14 protein-coding genes are annotated in these 16,173 nt (G+C 61.0%); 7 read left to right on the top strand and 7 right to left on the bottom strand.

Features of this window, described 5'->3' with window-relative positions; all coding sequences use genetic code 11:
• Positions 1–8 precede the first annotated feature (8 nt).
• The 6 genes from T8T98_RS00185 (at position 9) to T8T98_RS00160 (ending at position 8,259) form a co-directional block, all read left to right on the top strand.
• Positions 9–1,505 carry an efflux RND transporter periplasmic adaptor subunit gene (locus T8T98_RS00185; protein WP_251104427.1) on the top strand — a complete coding sequence of 499 codons (1,497 nt, stop codon included), beginning with the start codon at positions 9–11 and terminating at the stop codon, positions 1,503–1,505.
• On the top strand, positions 1,502–4,669 hold the full coding sequence (locus tag T8T98_RS00180) for an efflux RND transporter permease subunit (RefSeq protein ID WP_251104428.1): 3,168 nt from the start codon (positions 1,502–1,504) through the stop codon (positions 4,667–4,669). The genes T8T98_RS00185 and T8T98_RS00180 overlap by 4 nt, the downstream gene beginning before the upstream one ends.
• Positions 4,648–5,046, top strand: coding sequence for a copper-binding protein (locus tag T8T98_RS00175; RefSeq protein ID WP_251104429.1), 399 nt, complete (start codon positions 4,648–4,650; stop codon positions 5,044–5,046). Before T8T98_RS00180 ends, T8T98_RS00175 begins: the two co-directional genes overlap by 22 nt.
• An 84-nt stretch (positions 5,047–5,130) precedes the next feature.
• Positions 5,131–5,256 carry a hypothetical protein gene (locus T8T98_RS00170; RefSeq protein ID WP_255351904.1) on the top strand — a complete coding sequence of 42 codons (126 nt, stop codon included), beginning with the start codon at positions 5,131–5,133 and terminating at the stop codon, positions 5,254–5,256.
• 109 nt (positions 5,257–5,365) lie between these two features.
• Positions 5,366–7,723: a heavy metal translocating P-type ATPase gene (locus tag T8T98_RS00165; protein WP_251104430.1), complete on the top strand. Its 2,358-nt coding sequence runs from the start codon at positions 5,366–5,368 to the stop codon at positions 7,721–7,723.
• A gap of 113 nt (positions 7,724–7,836) precedes the next feature.
• On the top strand, positions 7,837–8,259 hold the full coding sequence (locus tag T8T98_RS00160; protein WP_251104431.1) for a hypothetical protein: 423 nt from the start codon (positions 7,837–7,839) through the stop codon (positions 8,257–8,259).
• Positions 8,260–8,279: 20 nt separating this feature from the next.
• On the opposite strand, the gene T8T98_RS00155 is transcribed toward T8T98_RS00160, so the two are convergent.
• Positions 8,280–10,211: a cytochrome c/FTR1 family iron permease gene (locus T8T98_RS00155; protein WP_202389008.1), complete on the bottom strand. Its 1,932-nt coding sequence runs from the start codon at positions 10,209–10,211 to the stop codon at positions 8,280–8,282.
• Positions 10,212–10,302: 91 nt separating this feature from the next.
• Positions 10,303–10,920, bottom strand: coding sequence for a cation transporter (locus T8T98_RS00150; RefSeq protein ID WP_322295764.1), 618 nt, complete (start codon positions 10,918–10,920; stop codon positions 10,303–10,305).
• A gap of 75 nt (positions 10,921–10,995) precedes the next feature.
• Between T8T98_RS00150 and T8T98_RS00145 the strand changes: the two genes are divergently transcribed.
• Positions 10,996–11,394, top strand: coding sequence for a MerR family transcriptional regulator (locus T8T98_RS00145; RefSeq protein ID WP_251104433.1), 399 nt, complete (start codon positions 10,996–10,998; stop codon positions 11,392–11,394).
• A 136-nt stretch (positions 11,395–11,530) separates the two neighbouring features.
• On the opposite strand, the gene T8T98_RS00140 is transcribed toward T8T98_RS00145, so the two are convergent.
• The 5 genes from T8T98_RS00140 to T8T98_RS00120 form a co-directional block, all read right to left on the bottom strand.
• Positions 11,531–12,925 carry an aldehyde dehydrogenase family protein gene (locus T8T98_RS00140; RefSeq protein ID WP_251104434.1) on the bottom strand — a complete coding sequence of 465 codons (1,395 nt, stop codon included), beginning with the start codon at positions 12,923–12,925 and terminating at the stop codon, positions 11,531–11,533.
• Positions 12,922–14,562 (bottom strand): acetolactate synthase large subunit, encoded by a 1,641-nt coding sequence (locus T8T98_RS00135; protein WP_251104435.1) that lies wholly within the window; start codon positions 14,560–14,562, stop codon positions 12,922–12,924. The genes T8T98_RS00140 and T8T98_RS00135 overlap by 4 nt, the downstream gene beginning before the upstream one ends.
• 91 nt (positions 14,563–14,653) lie before the next feature.
• Entirely contained in the window at positions 14,654–15,133 is a 480-nt protein-coding gene (locus T8T98_RS00130; RefSeq protein WP_243444630.1) for a cation transporter dimerization domain-containing protein, read from the bottom strand.
• Positions 15,134–15,157: 24 nt separating this feature from the next.
• Positions 15,158–15,787 carry a cation diffusion facilitator family transporter gene (locus tag T8T98_RS00125; RefSeq protein ID WP_008603820.1) on the bottom strand — a complete coding sequence of 210 codons (630 nt, stop codon included), beginning with the start codon at positions 15,785–15,787 and terminating at the stop codon, positions 15,158–15,160.
• Positions 15,784–16,155, bottom strand: coding sequence for a SpoIIAA family protein (locus tag T8T98_RS00120; RefSeq protein WP_046904065.1), 372 nt, complete (start codon positions 16,153–16,155; stop codon positions 15,784–15,786). Before T8T98_RS00120 ends, T8T98_RS00125 begins: the two co-directional genes overlap by 4 nt.
• Positions 16,156–16,173 lie beyond the last annotated feature (18 nt).

The raw sequence follows: 16,173 nt of genomic DNA, 5'->3' as shown, positions 1-16,173 counted from the left end.
GAACCGCAATGAGCGAGGCATGGGACAGATTGTCGCCACGCCAGAAGTCCTGGACGATGGCAGCCACGGTTGCCCTCATCAGTGTTACCGCCGGATATGGCCTCTCGCAGCTTGGCCAAGATGGCGCAGGAACGAACGAGAGCAGCGCAGCGTCCAGCGCAGAATGCGAGGATGTCCTCTATTGGTACGACCCGATGGTCCCCGGCCAGCACTTCGACGAACCGGGCAAATCGCCGTTCATGGATATGGAACTGGTTCCCAAATGTGCAGGAGAGGAGGCGACGGCCGGCGTTCAGATCGATGCAGGCCTGGTCCAGAATTTCGGCATTCGCACTGCCGAAGCAGAGTACGGTCTTCTCGAGCCCGAGATAACCGTCACTGGCGTGCTCGCTTATAATGAACGCGACGTCGCGATCGTCCAGCCCCGCGCCGGGGGCTATGTTCAAAGGACTTACGGTCGTGCGCCCGATGACGTGATTGGCCGGGGCGCGCCGCTCGCGGATATCCTGGTTCCCGAATGGGGCGGAGCGCAGCAGGAATATCTGGCCGTCCTGAATAGCGGTGATGAAGAACTTGCCGATGCCATGCGCGAGCGCATGCGCCTTCTGGGTATGTCTCCAGGTCTGATCTCGTCGGTGGGGCGCAGCGGGCGACCGCATTCCACGATCACCGTTACCGCGCCGATCGGAGGTGCGATCACAACGCTCGGCGTGCGTCCGGGGATGACGGTCATGGCCGGACAGACGCTCGCCGAGATAACCGGCTTCTCGCCGATCTGGCTCGAAGCCGCGGTGCCTGAAACGCAGGCAGCCAATGTGCGCGTCGGCCAACCTGTCAGCGCGAACCTGACCGCGTTTCCCGACGAACGGTTCGCAGGGCGCATTATCGCCATCCTGCCGAGTGCGCAGGATGCAAGCCGTACGATCACCGTTCGTGCGCAACTGCCCAATGCCTCCGGACGCCTTAAACCGGGCATGTTCGCACAGGTATCTCTGACCCCGGATACACGCCGCGCGCTGCTGGTTCCCTCCGAAGCGGTTATCAGGACCGGACGTCGAACCATCGTGATGGTAAGGCAGGACGAGGGCGGTTTCATGCCCGCCGAGGTTCGGATCGGCCGCGAAGCGGGTGGAAGGACCGAAGTGCTGGCCGGACTTTCCGCCGGCGAACAGGTCGTGACATCGGGTCAGTTCCTGCTCGATTCCGAGGCAAGCCTGGCCGGGCTCGATGTCCGCCCGATTGAACAGGGCAGCCCCGAGCAGGCAGAAGAAGACGAAGCGACGACTTTCAGTGCGATTGGAACAATCGAGAAAATCGCCGATGGCTCGGTGACGCTGCGCCACGGGCCAGTCCCGCGGCTCGACTGGCCCGCCATGACGATGACCTTCCGCACGAAGAGCGCGGCGCAGATGCGCGGGCTCGAGAAGGGAGACAGAGTCCGTTTCACCTTCATCCAGGAGGATGAGGGCCCCCGGATCGAGACCATCGGGAGGGCCGGACAATGATTGCTCGGATAATCGATGCCTCGATCGCCAACCGCTTGTTCATCGTTCTCGCGGCCATCGCGGTGACGCTGGGCGGCTTCTGGGCAGTGCGCACGACGCCGGTCGACGCGCTGCCCGATCTTTCCGACGTCCAAGTTGTGGTCCGGTCCAACTATGCCGGGCAAGCCCCCCGGATCATCGAGGACCAGGTTACCTATCCGCTGGCAACGACCATGCTCTCGGTGCCCGGTGCGAAAACCGTGCGCGGATACTCGATGTTTGGCGACAGCTATGTCTACATCATCTTCGAGGACGGAACCGACCTCTACTGGGCGCGCTCGCGCGTGCTCGAGTATCTCAACCAGGTGCAGAACCGCCTGCCCGATGGTGTGACGAGCACGCTCGGCCCCGATGCCACCGGGGTCGGCTGGATCTACGAATATGCGCTGGTCGATCGGACCGGCGGACATGACCTTGCCGGGCTACGCAGCCTGCAGGACTGGTTCCTGCGCTACGAGCTTAAGACGATCCCCGGCATTGCCGAAGTCGCCAGCGTCGGCGGCATGGTCAAGCAATACCAAGTCGTGCTCGAGCCTTACCGGATGGCCTCGCTGGGCGTGACCCACGCCGAGATCGTAAGCGCCATCCAGTCCGCCAACCAGGAAGCGGGCGGCTCGATCGTCGAAATGGGCGAAGCTGAATATATGGTTCGCGCCTCGGGCTATCTCGGCGACCTCGATGATTTTCGGCAGATCCCGCTACGCACCGCGAGTGGCGGCGTTCCGGTCACGCTGGGCGACGTAGCGACGATCCAGGTCGGCCCCGAACTGCGCCGAGGCATCGCCGAGCTCAATGGCGAAGGCGAGGTTGCCGGCGGCATTATCGTTCTGCGCCAGGGAGCGGATGCGCGAAGCGCGATCCAGGCTGTGGAGCAAAAACTCGACGAGTTGCAGGCGAGCCTGCCCGAAGGCGTCGAGATCGTCACGACCTACGACCGTTCACAGCTTATCGACGCCTCGGTGGAGAATCTGACCCACAAGCTGATCGAGGAATTCATCGTCGTGGCGCTCGTGTGTGCGGTGTTCCTCTGGCACGCGCGTTCGGCACTCGTCGCCATCATCACTCTGCCACTGGGCGTGCTGGCCGCTTTCATCGTGATGCGCTTCCAGGGCGTCAATGCCAACATCATGTCGCTGGGCGGCATCGCGATCGCGATCGGGGCGATGGTCGATGCCGCGGTGGTGATGATCGAGAACGCCCACAAGCATCTCGAGCGATGGGAGCACGAAAACCCGGATACCGTGCTTGCGGTGAAGGAACGCTGGCGGATCATCGCCGACGCATCGAAGGAAGTGGGACCAGCGCTGTTCTTCAGCCTGCTGATCATCACGCTGTCGTTCCTGCCGGTCTTCACCCTGCAGGCGCAGGAAGGTCGGTTGTTCGCGCCGCTCGCTTTCACCAAGACCTATGCCATGGCGGCCGCGGCCATTCTCTCGGTAACGCTGGTACCGGTGATGATGGGATGGCTGATCCGTGGGAAGATCCCTTCGGAGGATTCCAATTTTCTCAACCGCTGGCTGACGAAAATCTACCGCCCGGGACTCGATTGGGTCATGCGGCGCCCCAAGGCAACGCTGGCGATCGCGGCGGTGATCTTCCTGACCACCGCGATTCCCTTCACCAGGCTTGGCGGCGAGTTTCTCCCCCCGCTCGATGAGGGCGATTTGCTTTACATGCCGAGTGCATTGCCCGGGCTTTCGCCCGGCGAGGCTTCGGCGCTGCTGCAGCGCACCGATCGCCTGATCAAGTCGGTCCCGGAAGTGGAAACGGTGTTCGGCAAGGCGGGGCGTGCCGATACGGCGACGGATCCGGCCCCCCTGACGATGTTCGAAACGACGATCCGCTTCAAGCCGCGCGAGGAGTGGCGCGAGGGAATGACGCCCGATCTGCTGGTCGAGGAACTCGACCGGGTCGTGCGGGTGCCGGGCCTCGCCAATGTCTGGGTCCCGCCAATCCGCAACCGGATCGACATGCTCGCAACCGGCATCAAGAGTCCGATTGGGGTGAAGGTTTCAGGAGACGACCTCGAACAGATCGAACGCGTGGCACTCGAGGTGGAAGGTGTGGCCAAGACGGTCCCCGGGGTCAGCTCGGCATTGGCGGAACGCCTGTCGGGTGGCCGCTACGTCGATGTCGATATCGACCGGATGGCCGCTGCGCGATACGGGCTCAACATAACCGACGTGCAGCAGATAGTCTCCGGCGCGGTCGGCGGTGCCAATGTCGCCCGGACGGTCGAGGGCCTCGCGCGCTATCCCATCAATGTGAGGTATCCGCGCGAAATCCGCGATAGCGTTGATGAGCTTAGAGCCTTGCCGGTCCTCACGCCGTCCGGCCAGCAGATCACGCTTGGAACTGTAGCCCGGGTGGGGGTCAGCGACGGTCCGCCCATGCTCAAGAGCGAACAGGGCCGGCTGACCAGCTACATCTATGTCGACGTCCGGGGCCGGGATCTCACCTCGGTGGTGGCCGATCTCCAGGAGGCGGTTGCTGCGGGTGTCGATCTGCCTGCGGGTGTCAGCCTCTCATATGCAGGCCAGTTCGAATATCTGACACGCGCTTATGAGCGGTTGCAGATCGTGGTGCCCGCGACACTGGTGATCATATTCCTGCTGCTCTATCTCATATTCAGGAGAGTGGATGAGGCGGCACTCATCATGGGCACCCTGCCTTTCGCGCTCAGTGGCGGTTACTGGCTGCTTTATCTGATGGGCTACAACCAGTCCGTGGCGACAGCCGTCGGCTTCATCGCGCTCGCCGGTGTCTCGGCCGAGTTCGGCGTAGTGATGCTGATCTACCTGAAAGCCGCACTGGAGCGGCGGCAAGGTACCCTCAGCGCTGAAGAAGTGGACGAAGCCATCCGGGAAGGCGCGCTATTGCGCGTGCGACCCAAGGCGATGACGGTGGCGGTCATTCTTGCTGGCCTCTTCCCCATCCTGATCGGCACCGGTGCAGGTTCTGAGGTGATGAGCCGGATCGCCGCACCGATGATCGGGGGTATGATAACTGCCCCGCTTCTGTCGATGTTTTTGCTTCCCGCCGCATATCTGCTGTTGCGGCGGCCCCGTCCGGAAAAACCGGCACAAACCGAAGGAGACGAAGAATGCGTACCCCAACCTACATGATCCTGCTCGCAGCTCCGCTGGCGTTGGCAGCCTGCGATAGCGCCGAGGACGCAAGCCAACCGGCAGAAACGATGATGGCCGACGAGATGTCCAACGCGGACAGCATGCCGATGTCAGACGATATGCCGATGATGGACAATGCGGAGGTAGGCCAGTCTGGCAGTGGCGAAGGCTCGGTGACCGAGATCGATGAGGCCGAAGGAAAGATCACGATCGATCACGGCCCTATCCCCGCGGTGGGATGGCCGGCCATGACCATGGCTTTCGCCGCCGATGAGGAAAGCCTCGGCAAGGTGTCGGTCGGCGACCGCGTGACTTTCGAATTCCGGACTACAGAAGGCGGGGGCGGAGAGCTCACCGCAATCGCCAAGCAGTGAATCGAGAAGCGCCGCACCGAAGGACGGTGCGGCGCACTTCAACCCGGATTGTTTAAATCAATATCCGTCAGAAAGGAGCGCGAGATGATGACCGGAAACAGCATGATGGATGCCCCCATGATGATGTGGGCGATGGGCCTCTTCTGGGTCCTGCTCCTGACACTTATGATCCTTGGGATCCTGGCACTGCTCAAATACCTCAGAACGTAGAAGACCATACGGCGGCGCGAAGTGGTCGTGGTCGAGGCCTTGGACGGTTCGGAACAAGTGCAGCCAGAGCATAGTATTTCAATAGGCGCTTTCGAAACGGGAAGAATACATGACTGATAAATCTGTCACAGGCACGCAGACCGCTGTCCCGAACGAAACGGCGGTCGATCCCGTATGCGGAATGAACGTCGCTATGAAGACGGCGAAATATACGCATGAGCATGAGGGAGCCGAACATTACTTCTGCTCCTCGCGCTGTCTCGACAAATTCCGCGCCGATCCCGAACTCTATCTCTCGAAGGCTCACCTCGACGCCGTAGAAGATGTACCTGAAGGCACGATCTATACCTGCCCCATGCATCCCGAAATCAGACAGCCCGGACCGGGGTCCTGTCCCATTTGCGGGATGGCGCTCGAACCGGAGACAGTCAGCCTTGACGACGGGCCGGATCCCGAACTCGTCGACATGAGTCGCAGGTTCTGGTGGAGCGCGCTCTTCACGCTTCCGCTGTTTGCGTATGCCATGGGCGACCTTTTGCCCTCGAGACCATTCCACGGGGTCATCGACCCGGCCTGGGCACAGTGGCTGCAGCTGGTGCTTGCCTCTCCGGTCGTTCTGTGGGGCGGCTGGCCTTTTTTCACGCGTGCGGTGCAGTCGGTCCGCACGATGAATCTCAACATGTTCACCCTGATCGGGTTTGGCGTAGCGATCGCCTATTTTTTCAGCGTGGTGGCGACGCTCGTGCCGGACATCTTTCCCGATGCGTTTCGCGATGATGCGGGCCGCGTCGGCGTCTATTTCGAAGCCGCCGCGGTCATTACCACACTGGTACTGTTGGGCCAGGTGCTGGAGCTCAAGGCGAGGGGGTCTACTTCGAGCGCGCTACGCGCCCTGCTGGAGCTAGCACCTCCAACAGCGATGAAGATTTTCGCCCGCGGCGACGAGCGAGAAGTGCCGCTCGACGAATTGAGTTCGGGCGATCTCCTGCGCGTCCGCCCAGGTGACAAGGTTCCGGTTGATGGCAGCGTCGAGGAAGGCAGCAGCGCCATCGACGAATCGATGATCAGTGGCGAGCCCATCCCGGTCAAGAAAAATGCCGGCGATACGGTAATCGGCGGTACGGTGAACCAGACCGGCAGTTTCACCATGCGCGCGACGCAGGTTGGCGCGGATACGATGCTATCCAAAATTGTCCAGATGGTGGCGGAGGCGCAGCGCAGCCGGGCGCCGATCCAGCGTCTCGCCGATCAGGTTACTGCCTGGTTCGTACCCATCGTTGTTCTGGTGGCCATCGTCAGTTTCGGTGTCTGGGCGGTGTGGGGGCCTGCGCCGGCTCTGGCATACGCATTGATAAACGCGATCGCCGTTCTGATCATCGCCTGTCCCTGCGCCCTCGGACTGGCGACGCCGATGTCGATAATGACCGGCACGGGCAAAGGTGCCCAGCACGGGATCCTTATCAAGAATGCCGAGGCACTCGAAACCCTCGAAAAGATCGATACACTGGTGGTCGACAAGACCGGCACGCTGACGCTCGGGAAACCGGATCTGGTCGATGTGCAACCCCGCTCCGGCTTCACCGACGGCGAATTGCTCAGCCTGGTGGCGGCGGTCGAACGCGGAAGCGAGCACCCGCTCGCGCATGCGATAGTCGAGGGTGCTGAAAACCGCGGAGCAGCCATTCTGGATGCCGCGAATATCGAATCCGTCACCGGCGAAGGCATCCAAGCAAGCGTCGAGGGTCGCAATATCGCGATCGGCAACGAAAAAATGATGAAGCGCATCGGCGCCCTAGAGGAAACCTGGCGGCAGTCTGCGGAAGAAGGTCGACAGCTGGGCCAAACGGTGATGTTCGTGGCAGTGGACGGAGCGCCGGCGGGCCTCATCGCGGTCGCCGACCCGATCAAGGAAACGAGCCGCACTGCCATTACCGCGTTGCACGAGCGAGGCATCAAGGTCGTGATGCTGACCGGCGACAGCGAGGCTACCGCCCTCGCGGTTGCCGAACAGGTCGGCATCGATGAGGTCGAGGCGAACGTCTCGCCAGAAGACAAGCATCGCAAGATTGAGGAGTTGAAGAGCGGCGGCAGCCGTGTCGCCATGGCCGGCGATGGGATCAACGACGCCCCTGCGCTCGCCGCTTCGCACGTCGGAATTGCAATGGGATCCGGGACCGATGTCGCCATCGAAAGCGCGGGCGTGACACTGGTCCGCGGTGATCTGCTTGGCGTTGTTCAAGCGCTGGTCCTGTCCCGGGCCACGATGCGCAATATCCGCCAGAACCTGTTCTTCGCCTTCGCTTACAACACGCTCGGGATTCCCGTGGCCGCCGGCGTCCTTTATCCTTGGACTGGCATGCTCCTCAGCCCGATGATCGCAGCCGCGGCAATGAGTTTGTCGTCGGTCTCCGTTATCGGCAATGCGCTGAGGCTTAGAGGCCTATCGCTCCCAAGGTTCGACGCGTGAGGTGTACTGACCGAAAAGACGAACGCACGGATGTCGCCACGCGATCGCATGGAACGAGCGCTAATCCGAGCGGTGAACCATGGCGCGGCGCACATCCATTGGTTTGGATTTCGGTGATCGGGTTTCTGATCGCGTTCGTCTGGGAGATGCTACAATTGCCGTTCTACGAGGCGGGCGGCCTGACGCCCGCGCAGGCCGCATACCGCTGCGGCCTCGCATCGCTCGGCGATGCCGGTATCATGGTCGCGGCCTATCTCGTGGGCTCCATCGGCAACTCGTATTCCCCATGGCTGGTGCGCTGGCCCGCGGGACGGTTTAGTGCATACCTCGCGACAGGTCTTGTCATCACTGCGAGCGTCGAGGTTCTCGCGGTCGGGGCCGACTGGGGCTGGACCTACAGCGATCTCATGCCCCTGCTGCCAGGAACGCATATTGGACTTGTTCCTATGCTCATGTGGGTCATTGTCCCTACTGCGACCCTGTGGCTGGTCCGCAGAATAGGCGTCGGACCGAAGGAGCGTCTCCCGAACAATTAGAGCAAGTTCGAGATGCCCCGCTACTGTGAGCGGTGGTGACGATTACCGTAGCGAAATCCAAGCACCAAAGCGAGGAAGGCTACCAGCTGAGCGGCGAGCGTTTCCACGGTGGGAAAGAACCCGAGATCGGGCAGGCGGGGAAGTCCCGACACCGCGGTCATGGAGATCGTGCCCGCTTCCTGGAACGCGCCCACACCCTTGCCGGCCAGGATGATCGCGAGGACTGCGATCAGTATCGCGCTGTACTTGAAGAATTGCGTGATCGGCAGCTTGCGGCTGTAGCGGAGCATGAACCATGCAAGAGCCGACAGGACGGCGAGAGCCGACACCGCCCCTGCAAGTATCACCGAACTGCTATCAGGGGTCCAGAGGGCGGCATAGAACAGGATCGTCTCGAAGGCTTCGCGATAGACTACGACAAAAGCGAGCCCGAAGAGAAACCATGCTGATCGCCTGGAAAGAGCCTTCCCCATCCTTTGCTGAATATAGCGTCGCCATTCATCTGCCTGGCTCTTGCCGTGCATCCAGATCCCGACGGAAATGAGGATGACCGCCGCCAACAGCGCACCGAATCCTTCGGTGAGCTCGCGGCTCGCTCCGCTAATAGCGACGAAGTAGGTCGCGGCCACCCAGGTGGCGACGCCTGCCAGCAGCGCGGCGATCCAGCCGCCATGAACGTAGGCGATTACTTCGCCGCGATCCGATTTGCGAACGAAGGCGATCATGGCAATCACCACGAGAAGTGCCTCTATCCCCTCGCGCAGCAGGATCGTGAAGGCACCCAGAAAAGTGGAGATGTCGCTGGCTGCTTCGGGCGCGAGAGCGACATCCGCTTGCTCAAGCAGGCTCGCGGCGAAAGCGTGTCGTTCGCGCAATCGCGAGACAGGCACGTTGCGCTCGATATCTGAACGATATTGGCTGAGCGCTTGCTCGATCTGCCGCATGAGATCACCATCGCGCGTCGCGAGAATACCCTCGACCGGTTCGAAGCCGTCAAGATAGGCCGACAGAGCTAGTCGGCGCGCCTCTGCGCGTTCGCCCCGCTCGTAGGCGGCGAGACTTTGCTGCAGGGTCTGCCGCGCAAGATCGAGCGAGCCGTTCTCGCTTCTCTGGCTGACAACTCCGGGATTTGATCGCAGGTATGCCATGACGGCCAATGCCCGGTTCTCTCCGATCGCGTCGGCGAGCTCTGCGGGCGTGATGGCCGCAAGTGTCTCGAGATCGGGTATCAGACGCCGCACCCGGTCATCTTCGCGCCAGATTTTCTCCCCCCGTTCGAGATCCTCGAATGCAATGCCGCCTGCATAGAATGCGAGGGCCCAGCGATCGGCTTCCGAAAGTCCAGCAAAGCTGGGCATCGACGTGCCCTCAAGGCCCTGTGTTATGACCTGATAGAGACCGAAAATGCTGCGCTGGCGCGCTCGGTCGGCATCGGTGAAATCGATCGGAGGAGGCTCGAGCGTCATGCTGGCTGCCGGAGGGGAACGGCCCGATGCACCGTGACACGAGGCGCAGTTCTGGGAAAAGAGTGTCGATGCGCGAGACAAATCGGGCGGGCTTCGGGGAGCCAGCGGAACCGGGTACGCCTCCAACAGCGATCCACCCAAGGCACGGGCCAGCCGGGAAACGCGCTCGACCGAAGCTTTCTTCTCAATCGCCTGACGCAGGTCCACAGACATCGCGATTAGACCGGGTTTGGCCGAAGCATCGGGAAGCGCGGCTACTTGTTCGCCGACGGTCGAAGAAAATTCGACCATTTCGTCATATTCGAAATTGTCAATGACCTGCCCGTTCGACACCGCTGCGGAGTAATCGACAGCGATGTAGTCGAGAAGGCGCCACGTCGTGCGCACCTCTGAGCCCTCCGCGCGCGCCATGCCCGACAGGCTCAGAAGGAGGGCCAGTATGAAGACCTTGAGCACCTTGTGCGGCGATGGAATGGAAACAGGCATCCGAGCCCCCTTAAGGATATGCAACTAACTCGCAATAGCGAATAGGCTACTTCTCATGTCGGACGCAACCGGCGGCTGTACTTCGGACCTTTCATGCTGTCCTGAGCTCGCGCCTCGCCTGGGCGAACACGTCGGTACTCCCCCAGATCGCCAGGCTTGCCAGGATTCCCGCAACAGCAAGATCGGGCCATGCCGCCCCCGTCCCGAAGACACCGACCGCGGCCGCGAGCACCGCGACGTTTCCGATCGCGTCGTTGCGCGAACAGATCCACACCGAGCGCATATTCGCGTCCCCGGTTCGATACCGAAAGAGCATCGCCGCGACCGCGAGATTTACTGCGAGCGCCAGGAAACCGACGATGCCCATCGTGCCGGCATCTGGTGAGGCACCCACAAAAAACCCCCAAAGTGCCGAGCCAAGGACCCAAAGACCAAATCCCAGCATGGTCGCCGCTTTCGCGAGCGCCGCGCGTGCGCGCCATACAATTGCCATTCCGGCAACTCCGAGGCTGATGGCGTAATTGGCTGAATCGCCCAGAAAATCGAGTGCATCGGCCTGCAGCGCGCGCGAATCTGCGGCTATCCCGGCCACGATTTCGATAGCGAACATAATGGCGTTGAGAGCGAGGGCCACCCACAGGACCCGGCGCCATCTCGGATCGTTATGGGCATCGCCGACATCGGCAGCATCGCAACAATTCTTCGCCATCCACTCGACTCCTAGTTTCGAGACAGCCTATGCACCTTGTAGCTACTACAAGGTCAAGCGACTGGAACTGACGATATGAGAATTGGTCAAGTCGCCCGGATAACAGGCGTCAAATCGGAAACAATCCGCTACTACGAGCGCGAGGGTATTCTTGCGGCCCCTCCGCGCACGCAGGCCAATTATCGCGACTATGGACCAGCAGAGGAAGCGCGCCTCAATTTCATACGGCGCGCGCGTGATCTCGGCTTCTCGATGGCACGGATCAGGGAGTTGCTCGATCTTTCCGATGATGTCGACCGGTCCTGCGCGGGCATCGACGCTCTGGCCAGAAGCCATCTCCACGAAGTCGAGCGCAAGATCGCAAGCCTGAAGACGTTGCGGACGGAACTTGGGCGTATGATCGCTGCCTGCGAGCAAGACACTGTAGGCGAATGCCGCATAATCGATGCGCTCGCTGGTACCGCCGAGCCTTGATGTTCGCGCCTTGTGCGCCAGTTTGCTCAGGCTCGCCAACGCAGGGCTTTGTCCGCCGTCCATGCCGGTCTCAACTCCGGGTGAGGCCAACGCGTGCGAGGCTGCCCGTGTCGCCATCCCGGGTCTGTCGAACGGGTTATGATGCTGCTGTCGGCCAGTTCCAGACGGCCATTTTTTCAATGCTCATATCCGCCATAGTGTAGGGGATCCCGCCGACGCCAAGCCCGGAGCGGCGCAGCCCTGCAAAAGGCATCCAGTCGACGCGGAATGCCGTATGGTCGTTCACCATCACAGCCGATCCCGCCAGAGACTGTATGCAATGATTAGCGATTGACAGGCGATCCGTGAATACAGCGGCCTGAAAGGCGTAAGGCAGGGCATTGGCCTGCTTGATAGCCAGGTCGATATCGTCATAGCCATACACGCAGATCACGGGGCCGAAGATTTCTTCCTGGGATACCTTGGAACTTTCGGGAGGATCGACAATGACGGTCGGGGAGAAAAGAGTATCACTCAGACGGCTTCCCCCGCACACCAGGGTGCCGCCTGCTGCGATGGCTTCATCGACCCAGCGTTCGACGCGGTCAACTTCCTCCGTTCGGATCAGGGGTCCGCATTGGGTCTGAGCATCGGCGGGATCGCCCACGACCAGCTTTTCGGCAGCTCGCCCTAGGTCATTGGCGAAGTCTTTCAATTCTGCAGCAGGGACGAATACGCGCTGTACGGAAACGCAGACCTGACCCGAATGATAGAACCCGCCTTTAAGCAACGAGGCGATCACTGCTGCGCGCTCCACGCCGTTGTCCACGATTACCGGCGCCGCGCCGCCGTGCTCGAGAGCAATGCGGGTCCCCGGCGCCAGCTTCGAGCGAAGCATCCAGCCGATTTTCGCAGAACCGATGAATGAGAAGAACGCCGTGCGCGGATCGGTTACCATTCTTTCGGCGATATCGTTGCCGCAAGGTGCGAACCGGCACCAGGCCTCGGGCAGGCCGGCTTCATGGAGAATGCTCACGAAGCTCTGGCATGACAGAGGCGTTTCCAGCGCAGGCTTGATGAGAACGGGGCACCCGGCTGCTACCGCCGGTGCAACCTGATGGACGATCAGGTTGAGGGGGTGATTGAATGCCGAGATCGCCACGACAGGACCGATCGGCTCGCGGAAGGTATATGCCGTCCTTCCCGCACCCGCTTCTGTCAGGTCCATCGGAATTTCATGGCCGCCGCCCTCACTCAGCGCCTGAACGCACAAGTCGACGCTGTTGATCGCGCGTCTGGCTTCCACCCGCGCATCGACCAGGGGCTTGCCGCCCTCCCTGACGATCTGGAGAGCCAATTCCTCGGCTCGTTCACGCATGATATCCGCCGCCCGCCGGAGGATGGCGATACGCTCGTGCACGGCAAGCCAGCAATTGCGGTCGCGGTGGAGCAACTGCGCCTCATTCAGCCATTCATCGATTTGGGCCCAGTCGACAAGCGGCACTTCTGCAACCTGCGAGCGGTCGAAGGGATTGCGAACGATCGTTTTCATAGCTCGCACACCTTCGCGCCGAGTTCGTCGATCAGCACCTTCTTGTTTTCGGAATAGTCGACAGGCAGATCGACAAGGTGCACGCCGCCAGCCTCGAATGCGGCGTTCAGGAGCGAAACCAGATCCGCGCTTCGCTCGATACGGTGGCCGGTCGCTCCATAGCTTTGTGCATAGGTGACAAAGTCGGGATTGGAAAAGGTCAGGCCGTAGTCCGGAAAACCGAGCTGGTCCTGCTTCCAGCGGATCATGCCGTATGCCGCATCGTTCAAGACGAGTACGACGAGGTTCAGGCCCAGCCTGACGGCCGTTTCCAGCTCCTGCGAGTTCATCATGAACCCGCCATCACCGCATACCGCGAGAACTCTTTGCCCGGGAGACAGCATCGCCGCCACCATGGCCGACGGAAGGCCCGCGCCCATCGTCGCCAATGCATTGTCGAGAAGGATGGTGCCCGGTTCATTCGCAATGTAGTTTCTGGCGAACCAGATCTTGTAGATGCCGTTGTCGAGCGCAACGATATCATCGCGCGCCATTACGCTGCGTACGTCGGCAACCACGCGCTGGGGGACCATCGGAAAACGTTCGTCGTCGCTGGTTTCGGAGATGTGCGAAGCAATCTCGCGATGCAGCGCGGTATAATAGCCGCGGTCGCATTGGAGCTTGCCATCCAAACGGCTTCCGAGGCGCTCGACCGATCCGGCGATGTCGCCGATGACCTCGAGCTGCGGGAAGTAGACCTGATCGACTTCGGCCGCCTTGTAATTGATGTGGATGACGGTCTGCCCGCCCGGCTCCATGAAGAAGGGCGGCTTTTCAACCACATCGTGACCGATATTGACGATCAGATCGGCCTTTTCGATCGCGCAGTGAACATAATCTCCCGACGATAGTGCTGCGGTGCCCAGATAGAGCTCGCTATCTTCATCGACCACGCCTTTGCCCATCTGGGTGTCAAAGAAGGGAAAGCCCGTATCGGATACGAATTTGCGCAACGCCTTCGAAGCGCGGCGGCGGTTCGCTCCGGCTCCGATCAGTAGCAGAGGTCTCTGTGCAGCGAGGATACGTCTCGCTGCCTCATCTAGAGCGGCGTCACCCGCTACGGCATAGCGCCTGTCATGCGGCGGTATGACAGGTTCGACCGTTTGCTCTTCAGCAATGTCTTCGGGCAGCTCGAGCAGCACAGCGCCCGGCCTTTCTTCCTGCGCCAGGCGAAATCCCTCGCGAACGAGCGACGGGATGCGGTTGCCGTTCACAATCTGGGTCGATGCCTTGCACAGCGGGGTGAACAGGGAAACGACGTCGACAATCTGGAACTGGGCCTGTTTCGAGGTCTTGATCGGTTTCTGCCCGGTAATGATCACGAGCGGGAAGGCTCCGAGCGCGGCATAGGCCGCCGGTGTGGTCAGGTTCGTGGCACCTGGCCCGAGTGTTGCCAGGCACACACCTGCCTTGCCGGTCAGGCGGCCATAAGTTGCCGCCATGAAGCCAGCGCCCTGTTCGTGACGGGCCAGAACCAGCGTGATGGTGGAAGTTCGCAGCGATTCCAGAAGATCCAGGTTCTCTTCGCCTGGAACGGCGAAAACATACTCGACACCCTCTGCCTCGAGCGCGGCGACCATAAGATCGGAAGCTTTCATTCGTCGGTCCTCATTTACGAGTTGCAGGGCGGTTCATGCCGTGCGCTACCAAACTGCTTGCTTGCAGCGGCCGACCTGATCGCCGCGCTTGTCAATGGTCGTGATCATGGTCTTGGCATTGGTTCTTTTCGACCTGATGGCCCGGGACCATAACCGGATCACAGTTGGCAGCGAGGCAGGCTTCGAACGTTGCATGGGTGATGGCGTGCCGCGTCTCGAGCATACCGCGAGCCCGCGCCTTCACATCCTCGAAAGCCTGCAACGAAGATTCGGCAGGAACGACATGCGCCTCAAGCGCGCGATAATGCTCGCTGATGCTCCAGACTTGGACGTGATGGACGTCGGCCACGCCTTCTGCGTCACGCAGGTCGCTCACAATGCGATCGAACTCGCTTTCGTCCGGCACCGCGCCCATCAAGAGACGCACCGTGCGAGGCAACAAAGTAACGCCCTGCCAGATCACAAAGTCACCAATGACCACCGTGATGGTCAGATCGGCGATATAAAGTTCGTATCGCAGAATGAGCACGCCAGCCACGATCACACCGGCCGAAGCCAGCGCATCGGACACATTGTGCAGGAAGATCGAATAGGGTCAATTCCTCTTCTCGCCGTGTTTGGTTCCCGCATCGTCGTGGCTATCCATGTGAGCGTCGCGCAGAATCTCGATGCCGCCATAGAGAGCGATGCAAGCTACCGCGATGCCCACAACGAGGTCGGGCCAGTTGGTTCCGGTCAGCATCACAATGATGCCGGCGATAATGATCCCGCCATTAGAGATAAAGTCGTTGAAGCTGAAGGTGGTCGCCGCCCGCATATTGACGTCCTTGTTCTCCATCTTCTGCAGCAGGCGCAGGCAATAGAGATTGACCATCCCCGCGATGAACGCCATCGCCATCATCAATATCCCGCCCGGATCGGACCCTTCCACAAACCGTCGGTAAGCATCGAAGATAACCCCAGCAGAGAAGATCAGCAGCATGATGCCGGAGAAACGTGCGGCCCCGCGTTTCCAGGTCCGTGAGCGGGTCAGCGCGAGCAGGCTGAGCGCATAAACGATGGCATCGGATGAATTATCGAGGCCGTTCGCCAACAGCGCATTAGAATCGGCAAAATACCCGACCGCGAAAAAGCCGATCGCGATGGCCACGTTAAGCCACAGGACAACCCACAGGGTCTTGCGCTTTTCAGGCGACCCGACATCGACCTCATGTCCGCCACTCATGCTGCGTCCTCCTCGGTTTGTACCCAGCTTTCCGCATGACTACGCTGTGTTGGCCGGAAGAACTTCATTTCGGTGCGGAAGAGTGAGGATGACAATTTCGTGCCCCACTCTTCCCATTCGCTGTCGCCGATTATGGCGATCCGGCCGAAACAATCCTTATGCCGGATGTCGAACTTGAGATCGCGCCAGAGACCTCCGAAGTTCCAACCCGAAAAGTCAGGCGCGAGCTCGATCACCATCGGGACGGTACCGGCCTCGCGCTCTGCGATATGTTCGAATTGGGGAACAAAGCGGTCATAGGCTTCATCCCCCTGCCTGCCTCCGGCACGTATCCAGAGCAGTCCGTTCTTTTCCTTCAGTGCCAGCACCGTATTCTCCTTTCCCGA

The organism is Pelagerythrobacter marinus (genome assembly GCF_034375205.1).
Taxonomy (GTDB): domain Bacteria; phylum Pseudomonadota; class Alphaproteobacteria; order Sphingomonadales; family Sphingomonadaceae; genus Pelagerythrobacter; species Pelagerythrobacter marinus.
Note: the sequence above shows the minus strand (reverse complement) of the source record. Positions and strands in the feature narration are given on the sequence as shown.

Excerpts from the sequence above, each read along its gene's own strand:
- T8T98_RS00155 (WP_202389008.1), bottom strand. The coding sequence starts at position 10,211 with ATGCCTGTTTCCATTCCATCGCCGCACAAGGTGCTCAAGGTCTTCATA.
- T8T98_RS00135 (WP_251104435.1), bottom strand. The coding sequence starts at position 14,562 with ATGAAAGCTTCCGATCTTATGGTCGCCGCGCTCGAGGCAGAGGGTGTC.
- T8T98_RS00180 (WP_251104428.1), top strand. The coding sequence starts at position 1,502 with ATGATTGCTCGGATAATCGATGCCTCGATCGCCAACCGCTTGTTCATC.
- T8T98_RS00140 (WP_251104434.1), bottom strand. The coding sequence starts at position 12,925 with ATGAAAACGATCGTTCGCAATCCCTTCGACCGCTCGCAGGTTGCAGAA.
- T8T98_RS00165 (WP_251104430.1), top strand. The coding sequence starts at position 5,366 with ATGACTGATAAATCTGTCACAGGCACGCAGACCGCTGTCCCGAACGAA.
- T8T98_RS00125 (WP_008603820.1), bottom strand. The coding sequence starts at position 15,787 with ATGAGTGGCGGACATGAGGTCGATGTCGGGTCGCCTGAAAAGCGCAAG.
- T8T98_RS00185 (WP_251104427.1), top strand. The coding sequence starts at position 9 with ATGAGCGAGGCATGGGACAGATTGTCGCCACGCCAGAAGTCCTGGACG.
- T8T98_RS00145 (WP_251104433.1), top strand. The coding sequence starts at position 10,996 with ATGAGAATTGGTCAAGTCGCCCGGATAACAGGCGTCAAATCGGAAACA.
- T8T98_RS00150 (WP_322295764.1), bottom strand. The coding sequence starts at position 10,920 with ATGGCGAAGAATTGTTGCGATGCTGCCGATGTCGGCGATGCCCATAAC.
- T8T98_RS00175 (WP_251104429.1), top strand. The coding sequence starts at position 4,648 with ATGCGTACCCCAACCTACATGATCCTGCTCGCAGCTCCGCTGGCGTTG.
- T8T98_RS00170 (WP_255351904.1), top strand. The coding sequence starts at position 5,131 with ATGATGACCGGAAACAGCATGATGGATGCCCCCATGATGATGTGGGCG.